Genomic DNA, 19,120 nt, shown 5'->3' with positions numbered 1-19,120 from the left:
CCGAACAGAATTGCCCGTTCCTACGAAATTCACGTACCCCCGTACGCTCACCCCCGCGAGGTGGCCCCCTTTCATGCGAATGCGCCTGATGCTGTTGGGCGGCGGTAATGCCCTGGGTCAGGCGCTGATCCGCCTCGGCGCCGAGGAGGACATCGGCTTTCTCGCCCCGCGCCCGCCCGAGTCGGGCTGGGACGCCCCCACCCTGACCCGCCTGCTCGACGAGCACCGCCCCGATGCGGTGGTCAACCTGGCCTATTACTTCGACTGGTTCCAGGCCGGTACGGTCGAGCCCTCGGTATTCGCCGGGCAGGCCCGCGGGGTCGAGCGCCTCGCCGAACTCTGCCAGCACTACGAGATGGTGCTGCTGCAGCCCTCCAGCTACCGGGTCTTCGACGGCACCCGGGCGACCGCCTACGGCGAGAAGGACGAGCCCTCGCCGCTGGACGAGCGCGGGCGGGCGTTGTGCCGGTTCGAGCAGACGGTGCGGGCCATCTGCCCGCGGCACGTGCTGCTGCGCTTCGGCTGGCTGCTCGACGACAGCCGCGACGGGGTGCTGGGACGTTTCCTGAAACGCGTCGAGCTGGGCGAGGCGCTCTACCTGGCCGACGATCGCCGCGGCAATCCGACGCCGGTGGACGATGCCGCGCGGGTGATTCTCGCGGTCCTCAAGCAGCTCGACTGCCACGCGCCGCTGTGGGGTACCTACCACTACGGCGGCCACGAAGCCGCCACCCCGCTGGTAGTCGCCCAGGCGGTGCTCGGCGAGGCCTCCCGGCATCGTGCCCTGCACGCCGAGCGTCTGTATCCGCGGGCCCACGCCGAGTGCGAGGACGCCGCCGACGAGCCGCAGCACGGCGTGCTCGCCTGCAAGAAGATCTTCAATACCTTCGGCATCAAGCCGCGCGCCTGGCGCGCCGGGCTGCCGAGCCTGCTGGAGCGCTACTACCGCCATGCCTGACTCTCCCATTCTCATCACCGGCGGCGCCGGCTTCATCGGCTCGCACCTGGCCGAGGCGCTGCTGGCGCGGGGCGAGCGCGTTCGCGTGCTGGACAACCTGTCGACCGGCAAGCGCGCCAACCTGCCGGACAGCGAGCGGCTGGAAATCGTCGAGGGCGACGTCGGCGACCTGGCGCAGGTGCAGCGGGCCGTCGCCGGCTGCCGAGCGGTGGCCCACCTGGCGGCCGTCGCGTCGGTCCAGGCCTCGGTGGAGGACCCGCTGGGCACCCACCGGAGCAACCTGATCGGCACCCTGAACCTCTGCGAGGCGATGCGTCAGGCCGGGGTGCGCCGGGTAGTATTCGCCTCCAGCGCCGCGGTCTACGGCAACCACGGCGAGGGGCGGGCGATCGACGAGGACACGCCGAAGGCGCCGCTGACCCCCTATGCGGCCGACAAGCTGGCCAGCGAGCACTACCTCGACTTCTACCGGCGCCAGCATGGCCTGGAGCCGGCGATCTTCCGCTTCTTCAACATCTACGGGCCGCGGCAGGACCCGTCCTCGCCCTACTCGGGCGTGATCAGCATCTTCGCCGAGCGCGCCCGGCTGGGGCTGCCGATCACCGTGTTCGGCGACGGCGAGCAGACCCGCGACTTCTTCTACGTGAAGGATCTGGTCGCGCTGCTGCTGCAGGCGCTGGACACCAGCGAGCCGGGCAGCGAGCCGGTGAACGTCGGGCTCGATCGGGCGACCTCGCTCAACGAGCTGCTGGCGACCCTGGGCGATCTGCTCGGGGGATTGCCGCCGGTGAGTCACGGCCCCGCGCGCGCCGGTGACATCCGCCACTCGCGTGCGGACAACCGGCGGCTGCTGGCGCGCTATCGGGCGTCGTCGGTGACCAGCCTGCGCGACGGGCTGGCCGCGCTGCTGGAAGCTCCCGCCAGGTCCTGAGGGAAAAAGGAAAGGCGCCCATCGGGCGCCTTTCCTGTCCGCGGTCGGCGATTAGAACTTGTAGCCGAGGCCGACCATGTAGACGAAGGGGTCGACGTCCAGATCGACCTTGACCTTGGCGCCACCGAAGTTGGTGGTGCCGGTGGTGTCGATGTCGATGTAGCGCACCTGGGCGTTGAGCATCAGGCTGTCGGTCAGCATGTAGTCCATGCCCACCTGAGCGGCCAGGCCCCAGGAATCCTGGACATCGAGACCGCTGAAACCCTTGCCTTCAGCGCTGCTGCTCAGCTCGGTATCGAAGAACCAGGTGTAGTTGATGCCGGCCCCCAGGTAGGGCTGGAAGGACGAGCCGCTGTCTAGCGGGTAGTAGATGACGCTCAGCGTCGGCGGCAGGTGCTTGAGGCTGCCGAGCTTGCCGTTCAGGCCGGCGAAGCCCCCCGGCATGCCCTTGACGCCGACGTCATGGCTGAACGGCGTTGCCGCCAGCAGCTCGATGCCGACCTTGTCGGTCAGCATGTAGGCGAAGTTCAGGCCGAGCTGGGTGTTGCTGTCCAGTGTGGCCTTGGTCCCGGCTACGCTGGTGCCCAGTGCGCCCACGTAGATGTCGCTGCTGTCCTCATGCGGATCCACGGTGACCGCGCCAGCGCGGACGATGATGTCGCCGGCCTGGTGGGCCTGGGCGAGGGGGGCGGCCAGCGCCAGGGCGAGCGCGGACAGGGTGAACAGGGACTTGCGCATAGTGAGCTCCATCGTGGGCGGTCTGTTGCAGTGACGTCATTCTTATGACTCGAGCCCCGAGCCATCTTGATCCAGCTCAATAAAGCGCCCGCCTGACCGCGGCACTTCGTCCGGGTTGCGTTGCTCACCGGTGCAGATGATAATGTTTCTCTTTCTGTATTACAGTCGCTTTGCAAGGACCCTCATGCCCGCATTCCTATTCCGCTCGCTGGCGGTTGCTACACTGTGCTGCGCGCAGGCCCAGGCCGCTGCGCTTGACGCGGCGCTCGACGAGAGCCAGCGGCTGGCCGAGGAGGCCAGTGCGTCGCAGGCGCGCATCGAACAACTGGACGATGCGACTCGGGAGGCGCTGACCGAGTTCCGCAGCGCGCTGCAGCAGGCCGAGGCGCTGAAGGCCTACAACGCCCAGCTCCGAGAGCTCACCGAGGCGCAGCGCAAGGAGCTGGCCAGCTTCGAACGGCAGCTCGAAGGCATCGAGCGCACCCAGGAGGCCGTCACCCCTCTGATGCGGCGGATGGTCGAGGTGCTCGGCGAATTCGTCGCCGCCGACCTGCCGTTCCTCCCGCAGGAGCGCGCCGACCGGCTGGACGGCCTGCGTGAACTGCTGCCGCGTGCCGACGTCAGTCTGGCCGAGAAGTACCGGCGCATCCTCGAGGCCTACCAGATCGAGAGCGATTACGGCCGCACGCTGGAGGCCTGGCGCGGCGAACTGCCGGGCGAGGGCGAGCCGCGCAGCGTCGAGTTCCTGCGCCTCGGTCGCACCATGCTCTACTACCAGACCCTCGATGCCCACGAGAGCGGCTGGTGGAACCCCGCCACCCGCCAGTGGGAGACGCTCGATTCGAGCGCCCGCCGGCCGATCACCCAGGCCATCGCCATCGCCCGCCAGCAGCAGGCCCCGGCCTACCTCGAACTGCCCGTCCGCACCCTGGAGCAGGAGTCCGCTCGATGACCCGCCCGATCATTCTGCTGCTCGCCGGCCTGTTCGCCGGCCTGGCCCAGGCCGCCGAGCCGCTGACGCCCGACCAGCTGCTGCAGCGCATTCGCAGCGAGCGCCAGGCCGAGGTCAGCGCCATGCAGGCGCGCGAGCAGGCGTTTCTCGCCGACCGCGGCCAGCAGCAGGCGCGGCTGGCGCAGGCGCGCCAGGCCCTCAAGGAACAGCAGGCCGAAGCGGAGCGGCTGAAGGCCGAGTTCGACCGCCAGGAAACCGAGCTGGCCGAGCAGGAGAAACTCCTCGCCCAGCGCGTCGGGCACCTGGGCGAGCTGTTCGGCGTGGTCCGCCAGAGCGCCGGCGACATCGCCGGGCAGTGGCGCGACAGCCTGCTCAATGTGCAGTACCCGGAGCGCCTGCAGCGGCTGCTGCACCTGGCCGAGAGCCGGGCGCTGCCGTCTGCCGAGGACCTGGAAGGCTTCTGGATGACCGTGCTGGAAGACCTCGCCGCCAGCGGCCGCATCGAGCAGGTCGAGCTGCCGGTGGTCGAGTCCGACGGCCAGCGCGTGACCCAGCCGGTGCTGCGCGTCGGCGGCTTCTCGGCCTTCGCCGGCGAGCGCTTCCTGCGCTACGACGCCGACGCCGGCCAGCTGCTGGCACCGCCGCGACAGCCGGGCAGCGGCGATCTGGTCGAGGACTATCTGACGACCGACGCGGCGCTCTCGACCCTGCCGATCGACCCCACCCGTGGCACCCTGCTGGTGCAGCTGCAGCGTCAGCCACAGCTGTGGGATCGTCTGCAGCAAGGCGGGCTGGTCGGCTGGGTGATCGTCGTGCTCGGGGTATTCGGTCTGATTCTCGCCGCCTGGCGGATGATCTACCTGGCGCGCATCAGGCGCCGGATCAACCGGCAGCTCGATGACCTGAGCCGCCCGCAGGACGACAACCCGCTCGGTCGTGTCATCGGCGTGCTCGGCCCCAATCCCCAGCTCAGCGATCTCGAGACGCTAGAGCTCAAACTCGACGAAGCGATCCTGCAGGAGACCCCGCCGCTCGAGCGCGGCCAGCCGCTGCTCAAGCTGCTCAGCGCGGTGGCGCCGCTGCTCGGGCTGCTGGGGACCGTCACCGGCATGATCGTGACCTTCCAGGCGATCACCCAGAGCGGCGGCGGCGACTCCCGGCTGATGGCCGACGGCATCTCCCAGGCGCTTGTGACCACCGTCCTGGGGCTGGTGGTGGCCATTCCGCTGCTGTTCCTGCACAGCCTGCTGGCCAGCCGCAGCAAGGCGCTGATCCAGCTGCTCGAACAGCAGAGCGCCGGGCTGATTGCGCTGCACCTGTCCGGAGCGCCGCGCCGTGACTGATTTCCACACCCAGTGGTTGCGACTGATCGACGGCGGCCATGCGCTGCTCGACTTCATGGCGGCCGGCGGTGTGGTGATGTGGGCGCTGGCGGCGCTCTGCGTCCTGTACTGGACGCTGGCGTTCGAGCGCCTGTGGTTCATGCGCCGGGTGTTTCCGCGCTGGGTAGAGGCGCGCCGGCAGGCCTGGCAGCAGCTGCGGGGGCCGGATGGTCGCTGGCAGCGTGCGGTGCGCCAGGCCTGGCTGGCGCAGGCGCAGCAGCAGCTGGCCGGGCCGTTGCGGCTGAGCAAGACCCTGGTGGCGCTATACCCGCTGCTCGGCCTGCTCGGCACCGTCACCGGGATGATCGCGGTATTCGACGTGCTGGCGCTCGCCGGCACCGGCAACCCGCGCGGGATGGCCGCGGGCGTCTGGCAGGCGACCCTGCCGACAATGGCCGGCATGGTGCTGGCGATCACGGGACTGTTCAGCCTGGCGCGCCTCGAGCGCATTGCCCGCCAGGCGCTCGACCGGCTGGCCGACCAGCTGCGTCACGACTGAGGTAAAACCACGATGCGCATGCGTCGCCATCACTACCAGCAGGAAGAAGACACCGGCATCGACCTCACGCCGATGCTCGACGTGGTCTTCATCATGCTGATCTTCTTCATCGTCACCAGCTCCTTCATCAAGGAGTCGGGCGTCGAAGTCGACCGCCCGCAGGCGGACACCGCCAGCGCCCAGGACAAGGGCAACATCCTCATCGCCGTCACCGCCAACGGCGAGGTATGGATCGACAAGCAGGTGGTCGACGTGCGCAGCGTGCGCGCCCATGTCGAGCGCCTGCGCGTCGACCAGCCGGACGGCGCCGTGGTGGTCCAGGCCGACCAGGACGCCCGCACCGGGCTGGTGGTCGAGGTCATGGATCAGGCCCGCCAGGCGGGTGTCGAAGACGTCGCCCTGGCGGCGACCACGGGAGCGCGCTGATGCGCCTGGCGGTGTCGTTCGTCGCCGCCTGCCTGGTGGCGCTGGGGCTGTTCCTGCTCATGCTCGGCATGGTCAGCCCGCCGCGTAGCGAAGTGGTCGAGGAGCCTGTGACGGTCGCCAGTTTCATCCGCATGGACGGGCGCAACGAACAGAGCGCGCCGCGTTCGCGGCGGCAGGCGCCCCAGCCGCCGAGGCCGGAGACGCCCCAGCCGCCGACGCCGCAGACGCCCAGGCCGATGACCACCAGCAGCAACCTGCCGAAGCTCGACCTGCAGCTGCCGACCCTGAACACCGGGTTGGCTGTCGCCGCCGCGCCGACGCCGGACCTGGCCGGGCTCAGCGCCGCGCCTGCTCCCGCGCCGGCGCCGGCAGCCCCCGCGCCGGCCAGCGATGCTGCCGCCGGAGGCGGGCAGGCCGGCGGCCCTGAGCAGGAGGTGATGCCGCTCAACGACGTGCGCCCCGAGTACCCCTACCGAGCCCGGCAGCAGGGCATCGAGGGCCATATCAAGCTGGCCTTCACCATCACTGCCGAAGGCCGGGTGGAAAACATCCGCGTCCTCGAAGCCTCGCCGCGCAACGTGTTCGATCGCGAGGCCCGTCGCGCCGCTTCGCGCTGGCGCTTCGCGCCGCGCACCGAGAACGGCTCGGCGGTGTCGCGCGAAGCGATGAAGACCCTTCATTTCCGCCTGCAAGGAGACTGAGATGCGATACCTGCTGCTCCTGCTCCTCATCACCCTGACCCCGGTCCAGGCCGCCCAGAGCATCGACGCCGCCGTGCTGCGCGCGCTCGAGACGGCGCGGCACGCGCAGGAGGCGGGGCGCTACGAGGCCGCGCGCGAGGCGCTGGAAGGCGCCGAGGCCCGCCCCGGCAGTTTCGAGCAGGCACTGTTGTGGCGCAGCCTCGGCTACCTCGCCTGGGCCCGCGGCGACAATCGCCAGGCCCTGCAGTGGCTGGAGAAGGCCGTCGACAGCGGCAAGCTCGACGCCACCGCGCAAGCCAACGAACGCCTCAACCTGGCGCGCCTGAATCTGGTGGAAGGCCGCTTCGGCAAGGTGGTGCAGCTGCTCAGCCCGCTGCCGGCCAACCCCGACGAAGACCTGCTGAAGATGCTGGTGCAGGCCTACCAGGGCCTCGGCCAGCACAGCAAGGCGCTGCCGCTCGCCGAGCGCTACCTGAAGACCCATCCGCAGGCAGACGACGCCTGGCTACAGTTCCTGGTCGCCGGAAACGCCGAGCTCGAGCGCTACGACGCCGCCCAGCGCTGGCAGCGTCGGCTGCTGGCCCGGCATCCGGACCGCGCGCGCGACTGGTGGCAGCTGGCCGGGTTGCAGCAGCTCGCCGGCGACGAGGAGAAGGCGCTCGGCACCCTGCGCGCCGCCCAGCTCAAGGGCGTGGCCTTCGACGAATCGCAGCTGGACAACCTGGTGCTGATGGCCAGCGCCGCCGGGCAGCCGTGGCAGGGTGCGCGGATGCTCGAAGGCATGCTGAAGAGCGGCCTGCTGGCGCGTACCGCGACGCGCGAGGAACGGCTCGGCATGCTCTGGTGGCAGGCCCGCGAGCGTGACCAGGCGGCGCAGATCTACCGGCGGCTGGCCGGCCGCTCCGGAAGCGCCAAGCACTGGATGAACCTCGCCCAGCTGGAGCTCGAGCAGGCGCGCTGGCAGGCCGGGCTGGATGCCCTGAAGCGTGCCGAACAGGCCGGCGCCGAGCGCTCGCAGGTACGCGCCTGGCGCGAGTGGGCCGAAGGCGAGCTGAGCTTCGAGCGCGAGCGGCGGCAACTGGCCCGGGTCGACTGACCCGCGGCCTCAGCCGCCGGAGAGTTCGTAGGGGTAGATGCGCTCGGCCTGCATCCGGTAGCCGGCCTCGGCGAGGTCACTGCTGACCTGTTCCACGCGCAGCCGGCCTTCGGCCCAGAACGGCTGCCAGAGCGCTTCGAGCTGGAAGGCCTGGTCGGTGCGCACATGCACGATCTGGTTCGAGGGCGGCGGTGGCACATGGATGCAGGCGCCGAAGTAGGGCACCAGCAGGAATTCCACCACGCGCCCGTCGTCCAGCATTTCCAGCGGCACCACGTAGCCCGGGAGGCGCACCTCCTGCCCGTCGAGTTCCGGCACCACCGGCGCGGCGGGCGACTGCTGCTGCGCCGCCGGCCCGCTTTCCGCGGCCAACACGTCGGCCAGTTGCGACAGGTCGTGCAGCGCCACCGGCGGCTCGGGCGGCGGCGCATCCGCCGGCACCAGTTCGTGCCACTGCAGCTCGCGCGGCTCGGCCAGGGTCGTGAAGGACGCCGCCAGGCAGGCGGCGCACAGGGCGAAGGCGGCAAACGAAGAACGCATGGAAGCTCTCACAGGTGGATGGACAGCCCGTCCGCCAGCGACTGCCGGTAGGCGCGCCAGGCCGGTACGAGGCCCATCAGGATAGCGGCGCAGAGGATACCGCCCAGCAGCTGCCATTCGTGCAGGCTCGGCAGCGCCAGCGGCAGGTAGAGCCCATAGTGCGCCTGCAGCGGCGCCTGCGCCAGGGCGATGCCGAGGTAGAGCAGGCCGAGGCCGAGGGCGATGCCGGCCAGCGCCAGGGCGGTGGCCTCGAGCATCAGCAGGCCGCCGATGTGCCATGGCCGCGCGCCCACCGAACGCAGGATCGCCATTTCCCGCCGGCGCTCGGCGAGGCTGGCGAGGATCGCCGTGAGCATGCCCACCAGGCCGGTCAGCACCACGAACAGTGAGACCACGAAGAGCGCGCGCTCGGCCACGCTCATCAGGCTCCACAGCTCCTGCAGCGCCACCCCGGGGAGGATCGCCAGCAGCGGCTCGCCGCGGTACTCATTGATCGCGCGCTGCAGGCCGAAGGTGGCGACGCGGTTGTTCAGCCCGAGCAGGAAGGCGGTAATCGCCTTAGGCTGCAGGATGCTCCGGCAGGCGTCGTCTGGGCCGTTCTGGCAATCGCGCAGCAGGGCGCGCACGCGTTCGGCATCGATCCGGGCCGCACCCTGGGCGGGAACGCCGTTGCGCCAGTCGACGTGCAGCGCCTCCATGCCGGCCAGCGAGATGTGCAGGGTGCGGTCCACCGGCGTTCCGGTGGGGGCGAGTATGCCCACCACGGTGAACGGCTTGTCGTCGTGCTCCACCAGGCTGACCCGGGCCACGCCGTGCGCCAGCACCAGCTCGCTGCCAAGTTGATAGCCCAGCGTGCGCGCCACCTCGGCGCCGAGAACCACCTCGAACGGGTCGCCGCCGAACGGGCGGCCCTCGGCCAGCTGCAGGGCCTGGCGACGGCCGTAGCGGTAGTGCTCGAAGTACGCCTGGCTGGTGCCGAGCACGCGGTAGCCGCGGTGCGAGTCGCCGAGCGAGAGCGGGATGGCCCAGCTCACCTGCGGGTGGTTGGCGAAGTGCTCGAAGCTTTCCCAGCGGATGTTGTTGGTCGCATTGCCGATGCGGAACACCGAATACAGGAGCAGGTTGACCGAGCCGGAGCGGGCGCCGACCACCAGGTCGGTGCCGCTGATGGTGCTGGCGAAGCTGGCGCGCGCCTCTGTGCGCACGCGTTCGACGGCCAGCAGCAGGGCGACCGACAGGGCGATGGCGAAGACCGTCAGCACGGCGATGAAGCGGCGGTTGGCCAGGCTGGCCAGGGCGAGGCGCAGCAGGTGCATCAGCGAATCTCCGGCAGGCGGGCGGCGCGGTTCAGGTCGAGCAGCGACAGGCTGCGATCGAACAGCGGCGCCAGGCTGCGGTCATGGCTGACGAACAGCAGGCTGGCCTGCGCCGCGCGGCATTCTTCGAACAGCAGGTTGATGAAGGCCTCTCGGCTGTCGGCGTCGAGCGCCGAGGTCGGTTCGTCGGCGATGACCAGCTCCGGCTGGCCAATCAGCGCCCGCGCCGCGGCGACGCGCTGCTGCTGGCCGATCGACAGGCTGCTGGCGCGGCGTGCGTGCAGGTCGTCCGGCAGGCCCAGGCGGCGCAGCAGTTCGGTGGCCGCCTGCGTCACGCCCGCGTGGCGCTGCCGCGCGCGTTCGGCGCGCAGCCGCGAGAAGCGGCAGGGCAGGGTGACGTTGTCGCGCACGGCGAGAAACGGCAGCAGGTTGAACTGCTGGAACAGGTAGCCGCTGTGGTCGGCGCGGAAGCGATCGCGCGCCGCCGAGGACAGTCCGCCCAGCTCGCAGCCGAGCAGGCGGATGCTGCCGCGGTCGGCCCTGTGCACCCCGCCCAGCAGGCCGAGCAGGGTGGTCTTGCCGCTGCCCGAGGGGCCATGCAGGAACAGTGTTTCGCCGCGCGCCAGGCTGAAGGCCGGGATGTCCAGCAGCGCCGGCTGGCCGGGCCAGGCGAAACCGACGTCGGTGAGGTGCAGCAGGGGTTCACTCATGGTGTGGATCAGGCCCTCAGAAGCTCAGGCGAGGCTGGCTCGGCGTCAGCTCGGCGCCGGCCTGGCCGTCGGGGCCGACGAACTGGACCTGCAAGCGCTCGAGTCCCGAGTACTTCGCAAACAGCGCGCGCAGGTCGAGGCCGTCGAGCGCGTCGGGGGCCTGGCACTTGAGGCGGTAGCTCGCCTCCAGGTCGCTGTGTCCGTCCTGTTCGGCCGCCGGCTGCGCGCTGCGCTCGCCGTAGCCCGGGTGGCCGAGGCCGATCGCCTGGCCCTGGATGCTCTGCTCGATCACCTCGCAGCCGGCGGCCTCGGCCAGGCCGAGCCATTCGAGCGGGCGCTCCAGCATCATCCGCACGTCGGCGGCCTTGCCTTGCTCTTCCGGCGTCCCGGGTGCGTGTTCGAAACCGAGGAAGTTGACCGCCGGGCTGTCGAGCGCCAGCGTCAATTCGTTGTTCTCCAGCGCCACGTCCAGTTCGGCCGCGCCGTGCTCGTGGGCGCCCAGCGCACCGTGCTCATGCTCATGCTCATGCTCATGCTCGTGTGCGTGCTCATGGCTATGGGCGTGGTCGTGCGCGTGGTGATCGTGGTCGTCGGCGGCGAAGGCGGTCAGGGGCAGCAACAGAAGGCAGGGCAGCAGATAGGCTCGCATGGTGCGGTTTCCGTTCCGATTGGGGTGTTACGTTATAACAACTTTCCCACCGCGGTGGCCAGCCCCGTGCGGGCATGGGAGGATGCAGCGGTCTAGAGGAGGTTGCCCATGATTCGAGTGCGTGGCCGGATCGGCGAATGGTCGGTGGATCTGCAGGTCGAGCTGGAGGCGCAGGACTGGCAGCGCGTGGCCGAGCAGTTGTCGGTGGCCGGCACGCGATCGGCCGCCGCCGAGCCGCCGCCTTCGCCGCAGGAGCCGCTGTGGCAGGCAGCCCAGCAGCTGCTGCGCGACCTCGGCGAGATGGAGGGGCCGGCGCTGCTCGCCCAGTTGCGCGCGCTGGCCGGTGGTGACCAGGGGGCCAAGCGCCTGCTGGTGCGGCTGCGCCACAGCGCGGCGGTCACCGTCAGCCAGGGCGAGGGCGCGCCGTTGTTCCGCTGGGTCGGCTATCCCGACCGGCAGGGTCCGGATTAGTAGATCGCCTGGTACAGCCGGCGGCGGTAGCTGGTCACCAGCGGGTGGGCGTTGCCGAGCAGTTCGAAGACCTGCAGCAGGGTCTTGTGCGGCTGGCCGTCGGCGTAGTTGCGGTTGCGCACGAACAGCTTGAGCAGGCCGTCCAGCGCCGCTTCGTGCTGCCCGCGCGCCAGTTGCTGGATCGCCAGCTGATAGAGCGCCTCGTCGTCGTTCGGGTCCTGTGCCAGCCGGCTCTTGAGGGTCGCGCTGTCCGGCAGTTCGCCGGCCTGGCGGAGGAAGGTCAGCTGCGCGCGGGCGCCGGCTAGCGCCTGCTTGTGCTCCTCGCCGGTGACCGCGCCGAGCACGGTTTCCGCCTCGCCCAGCTCGCCGCGTTCGGCCAGGCAGCGGGCGTAGAGGATCAGCGCCTCGGCGTTGCCGTTGTCCTCGCCGAGCAGCGTCTTCAGCTGGCTCTCGGCCTCGCCGAAGCGGCCCTGGGCGTACAGCGCCTGCGCGGCTTGCAGCAGGTCGGCCTGCGGCGCGGCGGGCATCTGCACGTGCGGCTCGAGCATGGCGCGGATCGCCGATTCCGGCTGCGCCCCGGCGAAACCGTCGACCGGCTGGCCGTCCTTGAACAGCACCACGGTCGGCAGGCTGCGCACACCGAAGCTGGCGACGATGTCCTGCTCGACGTCGCAGTTGACCTTGGCCAGCAGCAGCTCGCCCTGGTACTCCTCGGTGATCTTCGCCAGCAGCGGCATCAGTGCCTTGCAGGGCGCGCACCACTCGGCCCAGAAGTCCACCAGCACCGGTTTCTGGAAGGAGTTGTCGATGACCAGCTGCTGGAAGCTCTGGACGCCGTCGATGTCGAAGATGTACGGAGTGTCGCTCATGGGGCCCGCCGGGAGGTAAGAGGCAATGGGCCCAAAGGTTGGGCCGCGGACCGCGAGTTTCAAGCACCGCCCGGCGCTCGGCAAGTCTCAGGCGCCGGCGGGCGGGGCCAGCGGCCAGTCCCGCAGGCACGCGTAGCGGACCCCGTCGGGACCCTGCTCGGAGCGGTACAGGGCGAAGCGCTCGACGGCGAGACTGAAGTCGGGCTCGACGCCGGTGAATGGCCGGGCGTCGCGCATCAGCGTCAGGTGCGGCCGGTAGGGGCGCGCGTCGAGCGTCACGCCGCTTTCGGCCAGGGCCGCCTGCAGGCGCGCGGCCAGCACCATCAGCGCCGCCGGCGGCTCGCCACAGGTCAGCACCAGCGGGCCGCTGCGCCAGCGTTCCAGGCGATCGAAATGCAGCGTGAAGGGCTCGCCCGACTGCCGGGCGGCCAGCTCGTACAGCGCGGGCAGGCGGTTGGCCGGCTGGCTGCCGAGAAACGCCAGGGTCACGTGCAGGTTGTCGCGGCGCACCGGGCGGCCGCTGGCGGCCAGGCGGTCGCGCCAGGCGCAGACCTCGGCGGCCAGCGCCGGCGGGCAGGGCAGGGCGAAGAACAGGCGCAGGGCGGAGTCGGGCATCGGCGTGTCCCGTCGAGGCGGTCAGGCTTGGACAGCGGCCGGGGCCCGGGCGTGCGCCTCGCGGGTGGCGTGATAGAGGCTGACCCGACGGAATTCGGCCGGTTCGGCGAGATCCGGCCAGGTGCAGGCTTCCAGCGCCTCGAGGCGGCGGTAGTGCGGATGGGCGAAGTCGCGCACCCGCGAATCGGCCACCAGCGCCTCGCGGCCGCGGTCGAGGAAATGGTCGAGCAACGGCAGGTTGGCCCGGTCGTAGAGCACGTCGGCGACCAGGATCAGGTCGAAGCGGTCGGCCTCGGCGAAGAAGTCCGCCGAATAGCCGAGCGTGACGCCGTTGAGCTCGGCGTTCGCCCGGCAGGCGGCCAGAGCCAGCGGATCGAGGTCGCAGGCGACCACCTCGCGGGCACCGGCGTGTGCCGCGGCGATGGCGGCGACCCCCGAGCCGGCGCCGAAGTCCAGCACGCGCTTGCCGCGCACCCACTCCGGCCGCTCGGCGAGCCAGCGCGCCAGCACCAGCCCGCTGGCCCAGCAGAAGCACCAGTAGGGCGGCTCTTCGAGGATGCGCCGGGTTTCCTCCGGGCTGAAGGCGCGGTCCATGTTGTCGGCGTCGATCAGCCAGAGCGAAAGGTCGGTGCCGGGCAGCGGCGTGGCGCTCAGCCGCGCGTCGCCGAGTAGCTGGCCCAGCGCCTGCTGCAGCTCGGGCGGCGGGGTCACGGCGCCGGCACCACCTGCAGCGGGCCCAGGGCCTGGTTGGTGCCGCGGGTGATGGTCTGCGCCGGCAGGCGCATGATCAGCTCGCCGTGGTCGGTGACCCGCCCGCGCAGCTCGACGTGGTGGCCCTGGCCGAAGATCTCGGGGTTGAACTTCAGCGCGAATGGCAGCTCCGAGCCGCGGCCCTTCAGGCGCAGGCTGCTCAGCAGCCGGTCCGGCCGCTGGCGGGCGTCGACGGCAATCAGCGCCAGTTCCACCTCGGCCCCGGCGGGCACGCCGAGCAGGCTGCCGCTGAGGGTATTGAGCGGCTGGCTGGTGGGCGTGGTGTCGATGGTTTTCGCCGGCGGGGCGGGAGCCGGTTCGGGGCCGGCGCAGGCGGCCAGCAGCGCCGCCAGGACCGGCAGGAGCAATGGGCGTAACGGCACGGAGGGCTTCCTCGCGAAGACGCAATGGCCGCCTGTATAGCAGCAAAGCCGTCGGCTTGTCTTGCCGGGCGGATGCGCTACCATGGCGTCCCGACGTCTGACCAGCCCCGCCTTCCCATGCACTGTCCCTTCTGTAGCGCGCACGACACCAAGGTGATCGACTCCCGGCTGGTGGCCGAGGGCGACCAGGTGCGTCGGCGTCGTGAGTGCCTGGCCTGCGGCGAGCGTTTCACCACCTTCGAGACCGCCGAACTGGTCATGCCGCGGCTGATCAAGCAGGACGGCAGCCGCCAGCCGTTCGACGAGGACAAGCTGCGCGCCGGCATGCAGCGCGCGCTGGAGAAGCGCCCGGTCAGCGTCGAGCGCCTCGAGGAGGCAATCGCGCACATCAAGCACAAGCTGCGCGCCACCGGCGAACGCGAGGTCAAGTCGCGGGTGCTGGGCGAGCTGGTGATGGCCGAGCTGCAGAAGCTCGACGAGGTGGCCTACATCCGCTTCGCCTCGGTCTACCGCCGCTTCCAGGACCTCAACGAATTCCGCGAGGAAATCGAGCGGCTGTCCCGCGAGCCCTCGAAAGTCTGATGCAGGCGCCCGACCAGGCCTGGATGGCGCGCGCCCTGCGACTGGCCCGCAAGGGCCTGTATTCCACCCATCCCAACCCCCGGGTCGGCTGCGTGCTGGTCAAGGACGGCGCCGTGATCGGCGAGGGCTGGCACCCGTTCGCCGGCGAGCCGCACGCCGAAGTGCACGCGCTGCGCCAGGCCGGCGAGGCCGCCCGTGGCGCGACCGCCTACGTCACCCTCGAGCCCTGCAGTCATCACGGCCGCACACCGCCCTGCGCCGAGGCGCTGGTGAGCGCCGGCGTGGCGCGAGTGGTGGCGGCCATGCAGGACCCCAACCCGCTGGTCGCCGGCCGCGGGCTGGCGCGCCTGCGCGGCGTCGGTGTCGAGGTCGCCAGCGGTGTGCTGGAGGCCGAGGCACGGGCGCTCAACCCCGGCTTCATCAAGCGCATGGAAAGCGGCCTGCCGTTCGTGCGGGTGAAGCTGGCGATGAGCCTCGACGGCCGCACGGCGATGGCCAGCGGCGAGAGCCAGTGGATCACCGGGCCGGCGGCGCGGCGCGAGGTGCAGCGGCTGCGCGCGCGTTCGAGCGTGGTGCTCAGCGGCGCCGACACCGCGCTGCAGGACGACGCCCGGCTCACGGTGCGCGCTGACGAACTGGGGCTCGCTCCGGAGCTGACCGCGCTGGCGCTGCGCCGCCCGCCGTTGCGCGTGCTGATCGACGGCCGTCGGCGGGTGCCGCTGGACAGGCCGTTCTTCACCGTCGGCCCGGCGCTGGTGGTGAGCCGCGACGCGGCCGCGTCCGCTGCCTATCAGGCGGCCGGGCACGAACTGCTGGCGCTGCCCGGCGCCGACGGCCAGGTCGACCTGCCGGCGTTGCTGCGCGAGCTCGGCCGGCGCGGCGTCAACGAGGTGCTGGTCGAGGCCGGCCCGCGGCTGGCCGGCGCCTTCGCCCAACAGGGGCTGGTGGACGAATACCACCTGTTCGTCGCCGGCAAGCTGCTCGGCTCCTCGGCCCGCCCGCTGCTGGACTGGCCGCTGGAGCGCATGGCCGAGGCGCCCGAGCTGAGTATTCAGGACATCCGCGCCTTCGGCTCCGACTGGCGCATTCTCGCGGTGCCGCTGCCTGGCTGATCGTGCGGGCCTGCCCCTCGCAGTCCTGCCGACCTGCCGCGTTGCTCCACTGGGTACCGGCCTGCGCCGGTACGACGGTGGGAATGTGGCGGGTGATTTGGAGTGGGAGCGGCGCATAACGCTAGCTGCCCCCGAAGACTGCAGGCAGCGTAATGGTGGCGTGAACGGCCAACCCTAAGCCCCGTCGCCCCGGCGAAGGCCGGGGCCCAGGCCGGTGGGCAGGGGGCGTGGAATGTGTTGGGCCTGAATCCCGATACCGCACCTGGATACCGGCCTGCGCCGGTATGACAGATTCAGGCCATTAGCGATTGTGTTCCTGCAACCAGGCCAGCGCCCCTTCGGCCGCCACCCGCCCGCTGGCAAAGCAGGCGCTGAGCAGATAGCCGCCCGTCGGCGCTTCCCAGTCGAGCATTTCCCCAGCGCAGAACAGGCCGGGACGGGCGCGCACCATCAGCCGCGCGTCGAGCGCCTCGAAGGGCACCCCGCCGGCGCTGCTGATCGCCTCGTCCAGCGGGCGCGGGCGGGCCAGTGTCAGCGGCAGCGCCTTGATCGCGCGGGCCAGCGCCTGCGGATCGGCATAGCTTTCCGGGCCGGTGAGCTCGCGCAGCAGTGCTGCCTTGGCGCCTTCCAGACGCAGCTGGCGGCGCAGGTGGTTGGCCATCGATTGCGTGCCGCGCGGGCGGACCAGCGCGGCTTCCACGGCGGCCAGCGGGCGGTCCGGCAGCAGGTCGACCAGCACCGTCGCCTGCCCGGTGCGTTCGATGGCCTCGCGGATTTCCGCGGAGAAGGCATAGACCAGGCTGCCTTCGATGCCGGTAGTGGTGAGGATGAACTCGCCCTTGCGCGACGGCCCGCCGGGCAGGCCGAGGCCGACCGCCTTCAGCGGCGCGCCGGCGAAACGCTCGACCAGCAGCGAACTCCATCCGTTGACCTCGAAACCGCAATTGGCCGGCCGCAGCGGCGCGACCGGGACGCCGAGCGCTTCCAGCCGCGGCACCCAGGCGCCGTCCGAGCCCAGTCGCGCCCAGCTGCCGCCGCCCAGCGCCAGCACGGTGGCGTGGGCGGTCAGCGTGCGCTCGCCTTCGGGCGTGGCGAAGCGCAGCGCGCCTTCGGCGGTCCAGCCCAGCCAGCGGTGGCGGGTGTGGATGCTCACGCCGGCTTCGCGCAGGCGCTTGAGCCAGGCGCGCAGCAGCGGTGCGGCCTTCATGTCGGTGGGGAACACGCGCCCCGAGCTGCCGACGAAGGTGTCGATGCCGAGGCCATGGATCCAGTCGCGCAGGGCCTGCGGCGGAAAGGCCTGGAGCAGGCGCCGCAGCTCCGGCGCGCGGGCCCGGTAGCGCGAAACGAAGGGCTCGAAGGCTTCGGCATGAGTGATGTTCATGCCGCCAACGCCGGCCAGCAGGAACTTGCGGCCCACCGACGGCATGGCATCGTACAGCGCGACGGTCGCGCCGCCGCCGGCCAGCACTTCGGCGGCCATCAACCCGGCGGGACCGCCGCCGATGACGGCGATATGAAAGGTACGGGTTGGAGAGGCCATGGCCGGTGCGCCCTTGTTCGCGAAGGGCGCACATTCTAGCGGCTGCCCGCCGCGCAGGCGACGCGGCCGGTCAGGCCTCCCGGCGTCGGCTGCGTTGGCCGAGGGCGCCGGCCAGGGCCGCGATCACCGCCTTGACCAGCAGCACGATCAGCAGCGCCCAGCTCACCTGCGAGGCGCGCTCGGCCGCCGCTTCGCCGAGCACGCGGGCACTCTGCTCGTCAGGCCGGCGCAGCTGGGCAGTGGCGTCCGGGGCGCCTGCGCCTGCTTCCGGGACCGGCTGCGCGGCCTGCGGCATCAGGGCCGAGAGGTCCGCGCCCATCGCCTGCAGGCTGGCACCGGCGGCACCGAGCGAGCCCGCCAGGCTGGTCAGCAGGTAGACGGCCGCCAGCGCCGACACTGCCCATACCAGCAACCCGTGCAGCAGGCCGTGCCGCGGCGCCAGACGCCCGGCGACGAAACCGCCAATCGCCAGCGCCAGCATTGCGGTGAGCAGCGACCACAGGCCGGCGGCGCTGAGCAGGCCGGCGAACGGAGCGTTCTCCGCGAGTGGCTCCAGGCTGGCCAGGCCGATCGCCAGGCCGAGCAGGTGCAGTAAAAGCGAAACGGCCAGCGCCAGCACCAGGCCGGCGAACACCGCGCCCCAGGCGTGATCGGGGCGGGACGAGCGGGAGCGGACGGGCGGCAGCGTATTGGTTGAAGGCATCGGGTGACCCCTTGTTCTTATGAACGCGGCACGGGTAGGTGGTCGCCAGTGCACTGGCGATCGGATGACGAAGCGCAGCTGTCGTTGAATTGGGGTTCTGCGCCGCGAAGGAAGTTCCGTCGGCCGGTTCGTCCGTGCGCTCGAGGGGGGCCGTGGCTTGCGAAGCATCTGCGTTGCCCCGCTGGGTACCGGCCTGCGCCGGTACGACGGTTGGCCCTCGATGCATCCAGACGCGAATCAGCCGAGCCCGCGCTCCGCCCACAGCTGGCTGGCGCTGTGGTGGAGGATGCCGTGGCGGCGGGCGAGGGCGGCGCGGTCCCTGTCGTAGCCGCCGCCGATCACGCCCACCACCGGGATGTCGCGGCCCAGGCAGTGGTCGATCACCCGCGAGTCGCGGGCGGCCAGGCCGGCGTCGGTGAGTTGCAGCAGGCCCAGGGCGTCGTCGCGGTGCACGTCCACGCCGGCGTCGTAGAGCACCAGGTCCGGCTGGTACAGCGGCAGCAGGTAGCCGAGCACGTCGTCGACCACCCGCAGGTAGGCCTCGTCGCCGAGCCCCGGCGCCAATCCGATGTCCCAGTCGCTGCGGGCCTTGCGCGCGGGGAAGTTCTTCTCGCAGTGCAGCGACACGGTGACCGCGTCCGGCACCTGCTCCAGCAGGCGCGCGGTGCCGTCGCCCTGGTGCACGTCGCAGTCGAAGATCAGCACGCGATCGACGCGGCCGCTTTCCAGCAGCGACAGGGCGATGATCGCCAGGTCGTTGAAGATGCAGAAGCCCGAGGCGTGATCGCGGTGCGCGTGGTGCGTGCCGCCGGCCAGGTGGCAGGCCAGCCCGTGCTCGAGCGCCAGTTCGGCGGCCAGCAGCGAACCGCCCACCGCGCGCACGGTGCGCCGCGCCAGTGCCTCGCTCCAGGGCAGGCCGAGGCGGCGCAGTTCCTCGCAGGTCATCTCGCCGCTGCAGTAGCGGTCGACATAGCCCGGCTCGTGGGCGAGGGTGAGCAGCTCGCGCGGGCAGAGCTCGGGGCGCAACAGCGCGGCGTCGGTGGTCAAACCGCTGTCGACCAGGTGATCGCGCAACAGCCGGAACTTCTCCATGGGGAACCGGTGACCGGCCGGCAGCGGCGGGCTGTAGTCCTCGTGGTAGACCAGCGGCAAGGGCATGTGCGTCGTCTCGGATGCGGCGCGCCAGTATGGCCGCCG

General features: G+C 71.2%; 23 protein-coding genes. 11 read left to right on the top strand and 12 right to left on the bottom strand.

The features are described 5' to 3' along the window. Positions 1 to 73: 73 nt before the first annotated feature. Together H610_RS0105400 and H610_RS0105395 are read left to right on the top strand one after the other, a co-directional pair. Positions 74 to 958 (top strand): sugar nucleotide-binding protein, encoded by an 885-nt coding sequence (locus H610_RS0105400; RefSeq protein ID WP_028238737.1) that lies wholly within the window; start codon positions 74 to 76, stop codon positions 956 to 958. Beyond that, positions 951 to 1,889, top strand: coding sequence for an NAD-dependent epimerase/dehydratase family protein (locus H610_RS0105395; protein ID WP_028238736.1), 939 nt, complete (start codon positions 951 to 953; stop codon positions 1,887 to 1,889). Before H610_RS0105400 ends, H610_RS0105395 begins: the two co-directional genes overlap by 8 nt. 51 nt (positions 1,890 to 1,940) lie before the next feature. Here the strand turns inward: H610_RS0105395 and H610_RS0105390 are convergent, their stop codons facing one another. After that, positions 1,941 to 2,627, bottom strand: a complete 687-nt coding sequence (locus H610_RS0105390) for an OmpW/AlkL family protein (protein WP_028238735.1) — start codon at positions 2,625 to 2,627, stop codon at positions 1,941 to 1,943. Positions 2,628 to 2,811: 184 nt separating this feature from the next. On the opposite strand from H610_RS0105390, the gene H610_RS0105385 reads away from it, so the two are divergent. Genes H610_RS0105385 through H610_RS0105360 form a run of 6 tightly spaced genes read left to right on the top strand, consistent with a single transcriptional unit; the run spans position 2,812 to position 7,683 of the window. Beyond that, positions 2,812 to 3,579: a DUF3450 domain-containing protein gene (locus H610_RS0105385; RefSeq protein WP_028238734.1), complete on the top strand. Its 768-nt coding sequence runs from the start codon at positions 2,812 to 2,814 to the stop codon at positions 3,577 to 3,579. After that, complete coding sequence (locus H610_RS0105380; RefSeq protein ID WP_028238733.1) at positions 3,576 to 4,922, top strand: MotA/TolQ/ExbB proton channel family protein; 1,347 nt, start codon at positions 3,576 to 3,578, stop codon at positions 4,920 to 4,922. Before H610_RS0105385 ends, H610_RS0105380 begins: the two co-directional genes overlap by 4 nt. Before the next feature lie 55 nt (positions 4,923 to 4,977). Continuing rightward, positions 4,978 to 5,460 carry a MotA/TolQ/ExbB proton channel family protein gene (locus H610_RS0105375; protein WP_152529048.1) on the top strand — a complete coding sequence of 161 codons (483 nt, stop codon included), beginning with the start codon at positions 4,978 to 4,980 and terminating at the stop codon, positions 5,458 to 5,460. Between the two features lie 12 nt (positions 5,461 to 5,472). Beyond that, entirely contained in the window at positions 5,473 to 5,886 is a 414-nt protein-coding gene (locus H610_RS0105370) for an ExbD/TolR family protein (RefSeq protein WP_028238731.1), read from the top strand. Continuing rightward, entirely contained in the window at positions 5,886 to 6,587 is a 702-nt protein-coding gene (locus H610_RS0105365) for an energy transducer TonB (protein WP_028238730.1), read from the top strand. The genes H610_RS0105370 and H610_RS0105365 overlap by 1 nt, the downstream gene beginning before the upstream one ends. A 1-nt stretch (position 6,588) precedes the next feature. Next, a complete protein-coding gene (locus tag H610_RS0105360; protein ID WP_043237707.1) occupies positions 6,589 to 7,683 on the top strand; it encodes a tetratricopeptide repeat protein in 1,095 nt (364 codons plus the stop codon). 9 nt (positions 7,684 to 7,692) lie between these two features. On the opposite strand, the gene H610_RS0105355 is transcribed toward H610_RS0105360, so the two are convergent. The 4 genes from H610_RS0105355 to H610_RS0105340 are packed head-to-tail and all read right to left on the bottom strand — an operon-like array spanning position 7,693 to position 10,898. Next, positions 7,693 to 8,223 carry a DUF3299 domain-containing protein gene (locus H610_RS0105355; RefSeq protein WP_084166377.1) on the bottom strand — a complete coding sequence of 177 codons (531 nt, stop codon included), beginning with the start codon at positions 8,221 to 8,223 and terminating at the stop codon, positions 7,693 to 7,695. A gap of 8 nt (positions 8,224 to 8,231) precedes the next feature. Continuing rightward, positions 8,232 to 9,539, bottom strand: coding sequence for an ABC transporter permease (locus tag H610_RS0105350; RefSeq protein ID WP_028238727.1), 1,308 nt, complete (start codon positions 9,537 to 9,539; stop codon positions 8,232 to 8,234). Further along, a complete protein-coding gene (locus H610_RS0105345; RefSeq protein WP_028238726.1) occupies positions 9,539 to 10,249 on the bottom strand; it encodes an ABC transporter ATP-binding protein in 711 nt (236 codons plus the stop codon). Before H610_RS0105345 ends, H610_RS0105350 begins: the two co-directional genes overlap by 1 nt. Positions 10,250 to 10,265: 16 nt before the next feature. Beyond that, positions 10,266 to 10,898, bottom strand: a complete 633-nt coding sequence (locus H610_RS0105340; protein WP_028238725.1) for a DUF2796 domain-containing protein — start codon at positions 10,896 to 10,898, stop codon at positions 10,266 to 10,268. A 108-nt stretch (positions 10,899 to 11,006) separates the two neighbouring features. On the opposite strand from H610_RS0105340, the gene H610_RS0105335 reads away from it, so the two are divergent. Continuing rightward, the gene (locus H610_RS0105335; protein WP_028238724.1) at positions 11,007 to 11,369 is read left to right on the top strand and encodes a hypothetical protein; all 363 of its coding nucleotides are present in this window, start codon (positions 11,007 to 11,009) and stop codon (positions 11,367 to 11,369) included. Here the strand turns inward: H610_RS0105335 and trxA are convergent. From trxA to H610_RS0105315, 4 genes are all read right to left on the bottom strand, one after another. Further along, complete coding sequence (gene trxA / locus H610_RS0105330; RefSeq protein WP_028238723.1) at positions 11,366 to 12,238, bottom strand: thioredoxin; 873 nt, start codon at positions 12,236 to 12,238, stop codon at positions 11,366 to 11,368. The two genes, H610_RS0105335 and trxA, sit on opposite strands and share 4 nt — an antisense overlap. A gap of 87 nt (positions 12,239 to 12,325) precedes the next feature. Beyond that, on the bottom strand, positions 12,326 to 12,853 hold the full coding sequence (thpR, locus tag H610_RS0105325) for an RNA 2',3'-cyclic phosphodiesterase (protein WP_028238722.1): 528 nt from the start codon (positions 12,851 to 12,853) through the stop codon (positions 12,326 to 12,328). A gap of 21 nt (positions 12,854 to 12,874) precedes the next feature. Beyond that, on the bottom strand, positions 12,875 to 13,564 hold the full coding sequence (locus H610_RS0105320) for a class I SAM-dependent methyltransferase (protein ID WP_028238721.1): 690 nt from the start codon (positions 13,562 to 13,564) through the stop codon (positions 12,875 to 12,877). Next, positions 13,561 to 13,986, bottom strand: coding sequence for a YbaY family lipoprotein (locus tag H610_RS0105315; RefSeq protein WP_028238720.1), 426 nt, complete (start codon positions 13,984 to 13,986; stop codon positions 13,561 to 13,563). Before H610_RS0105315 ends, H610_RS0105320 begins: the two co-directional genes overlap by 4 nt. Before the next feature lie 117 nt (positions 13,987 to 14,103). Between H610_RS0105315 and nrdR the strand changes: the two genes are divergently transcribed. Then, complete coding sequence (gene nrdR / locus H610_RS0105310) at positions 14,104 to 14,568, top strand: transcriptional regulator NrdR (protein WP_028238719.1); 465 nt, start codon at positions 14,104 to 14,106, stop codon at positions 14,566 to 14,568. Then, positions 14,568 to 15,680: a bifunctional diaminohydroxyphosphoribosylaminopyrimidine deaminase/5-amino-6-(5-phosphoribosylamino)uracil reductase RibD gene (gene ribD, locus H610_RS0105305; RefSeq protein ID WP_028238718.1), complete on the top strand. Its 1,113-nt coding sequence runs from the start codon at positions 14,568 to 14,570 to the stop codon at positions 15,678 to 15,680. Before nrdR ends, ribD begins: the two co-directional genes overlap by 1 nt. A gap of 301 nt (positions 15,681 to 15,981) precedes the next feature. On the opposite strand, the gene H610_RS0105300 is transcribed toward ribD, so the two are convergent. The 3 genes from H610_RS0105300 to H610_RS0105290 all read right to left on the bottom strand — a co-directional run bounded on the left by H610_RS0105300 (position 15,982) and on the right by H610_RS0105290 (position 19,081). Then, complete coding sequence (locus tag H610_RS0105300) at positions 15,982 to 17,220, bottom strand: BaiN/RdsA family NAD(P)/FAD-dependent oxidoreductase (protein WP_028238717.1); 1,239 nt, start codon at positions 17,218 to 17,220, stop codon at positions 15,982 to 15,984. A gap of 70 nt (positions 17,221 to 17,290) precedes the next feature. Beyond that, complete coding sequence (locus H610_RS24520) at positions 17,291 to 17,923, bottom strand: hypothetical protein (RefSeq protein ID WP_152529047.1); 633 nt, start codon at positions 17,921 to 17,923, stop codon at positions 17,291 to 17,293. A gap of 237 nt (positions 17,924 to 18,160) precedes the next feature. Next, positions 18,161 to 19,081: a histone deacetylase family protein gene (locus H610_RS0105290; protein WP_028238715.1), complete on the bottom strand. Its 921-nt coding sequence runs from the start codon at positions 19,079 to 19,081 to the stop codon at positions 18,161 to 18,163. Positions 19,082 to 19,120: the final 39 nt, after the last annotated feature.

Source organism: Stutzerimonas azotifigens DSM 17556, assembly GCF_000425625.1.
GTDB lineage: Bacteria > Pseudomonadota > Gammaproteobacteria > Pseudomonadales > Pseudomonadaceae > Stutzerimonas > Stutzerimonas azotifigens.
This window is presented reverse-complemented; position numbering and strand designations above follow the sequence as displayed.

Bases quoted from the DNA above. Each gene is read 5' to 3' on its own strand.
- H610_RS0105385 (WP_028238734.1), top strand. From the start codon at position 2,812: ATGCCCGCATTCCTATTCCGCTCGCTGGCGGTTGCTACACTGTGCTGC.
- H610_RS0105365 (WP_028238730.1), top strand. From the start codon at position 5,886: ATGCGCCTGGCGGTGTCGTTCGTCGCCGCCTGCCTGGTGGCGCTGGGG.
- trxA (WP_028238723.1), bottom strand. From the start codon at position 12,238: ATGAGCGACACTCCGTACATCTTCGACATCGACGGCGTCCAGAGCTTC.
- ribD (WP_028238718.1), top strand. From the start codon at position 14,568: ATGCAGGCGCCCGACCAGGCCTGGATGGCGCGCGCCCTGCGACTGGCC.
- H610_RS0105390 (WP_028238735.1), bottom strand. From the start codon at position 2,627: ATGCGCAAGTCCCTGTTCACCCTGTCCGCGCTCGCCCTGGCGCTGGCC.
- thpR (WP_028238722.1), bottom strand. From the start codon at position 12,853: ATGCCCGACTCCGCCCTGCGCCTGTTCTTCGCCCTGCCCTGCCCGCCG.
- H610_RS0105375 (WP_152529048.1), top strand. From the start codon at position 4,978: ATGGCGGCCGGCGGTGTGGTGATGTGGGCGCTGGCGGCGCTCTGCGTC.
- nrdR (WP_028238719.1), top strand. From the start codon at position 14,104: ATGCACTGTCCCTTCTGTAGCGCGCACGACACCAAGGTGATCGACTCC.
- H610_RS0105345 (WP_028238726.1), bottom strand. From the start codon at position 10,249: ATGAGTGAACCCCTGCTGCACCTCACCGACGTCGGTTTCGCCTGGCCC.
- H610_RS0105360 (WP_043237707.1), top strand. From the start codon at position 6,589: ATGCGATACCTGCTGCTCCTGCTCCTCATCACCCTGACCCCGGTCCAG.
- H610_RS0105290 (WP_028238715.1), bottom strand. From the start codon at position 19,081: ATGCCCTTGCCGCTGGTCTACCACGAGGACTACAGCCCGCCGCTGCCG.
- H610_RS0105370 (WP_028238731.1), top strand. From the start codon at position 5,473: ATGCGCATGCGTCGCCATCACTACCAGCAGGAAGAAGACACCGGCATC.
- H610_RS0105380 (WP_028238733.1), top strand. From the start codon at position 3,576: ATGACCCGCCCGATCATTCTGCTGCTCGCCGGCCTGTTCGCCGGCCTG.
- H610_RS0105355 (WP_084166377.1), bottom strand. From the start codon at position 8,223: ATGCGTTCTTCGTTTGCCGCCTTCGCCCTGTGCGCCGCCTGCCTGGCG.
- H610_RS0105400 (WP_028238737.1), top strand. From the start codon at position 74: ATGCGAATGCGCCTGATGCTGTTGGGCGGCGGTAATGCCCTGGGTCAG.
- H610_RS0105340 (WP_028238725.1), bottom strand. From the start codon at position 10,898: ATGCGAGCCTATCTGCTGCCCTGCCTTCTGTTGCTGCCCCTGACCGCC.
- H610_RS0105395 (WP_028238736.1), top strand. From the start codon at position 951: ATGCCTGACTCTCCCATTCTCATCACCGGCGGCGCCGGCTTCATCGGC.
- H610_RS0105350 (WP_028238727.1), bottom strand. From the start codon at position 9,539: ATGCACCTGCTGCGCCTCGCCCTGGCCAGCCTGGCCAACCGCCGCTTC.
- H610_RS0105300 (WP_028238717.1), bottom strand. From the start codon at position 17,220: ATGGCCTCTCCAACCCGTACCTTTCATATCGCCGTCATCGGCGGCGGT.
- H610_RS0105335 (WP_028238724.1), top strand. From the start codon at position 11,007: ATGATTCGAGTGCGTGGCCGGATCGGCGAATGGTCGGTGGATCTGCAG.
- H610_RS24520 (WP_152529047.1), bottom strand. From the start codon at position 17,923: ATGCCTTCAACCAATACGCTGCCGCCCGTCCGCTCCCGCTCGTCCCGC.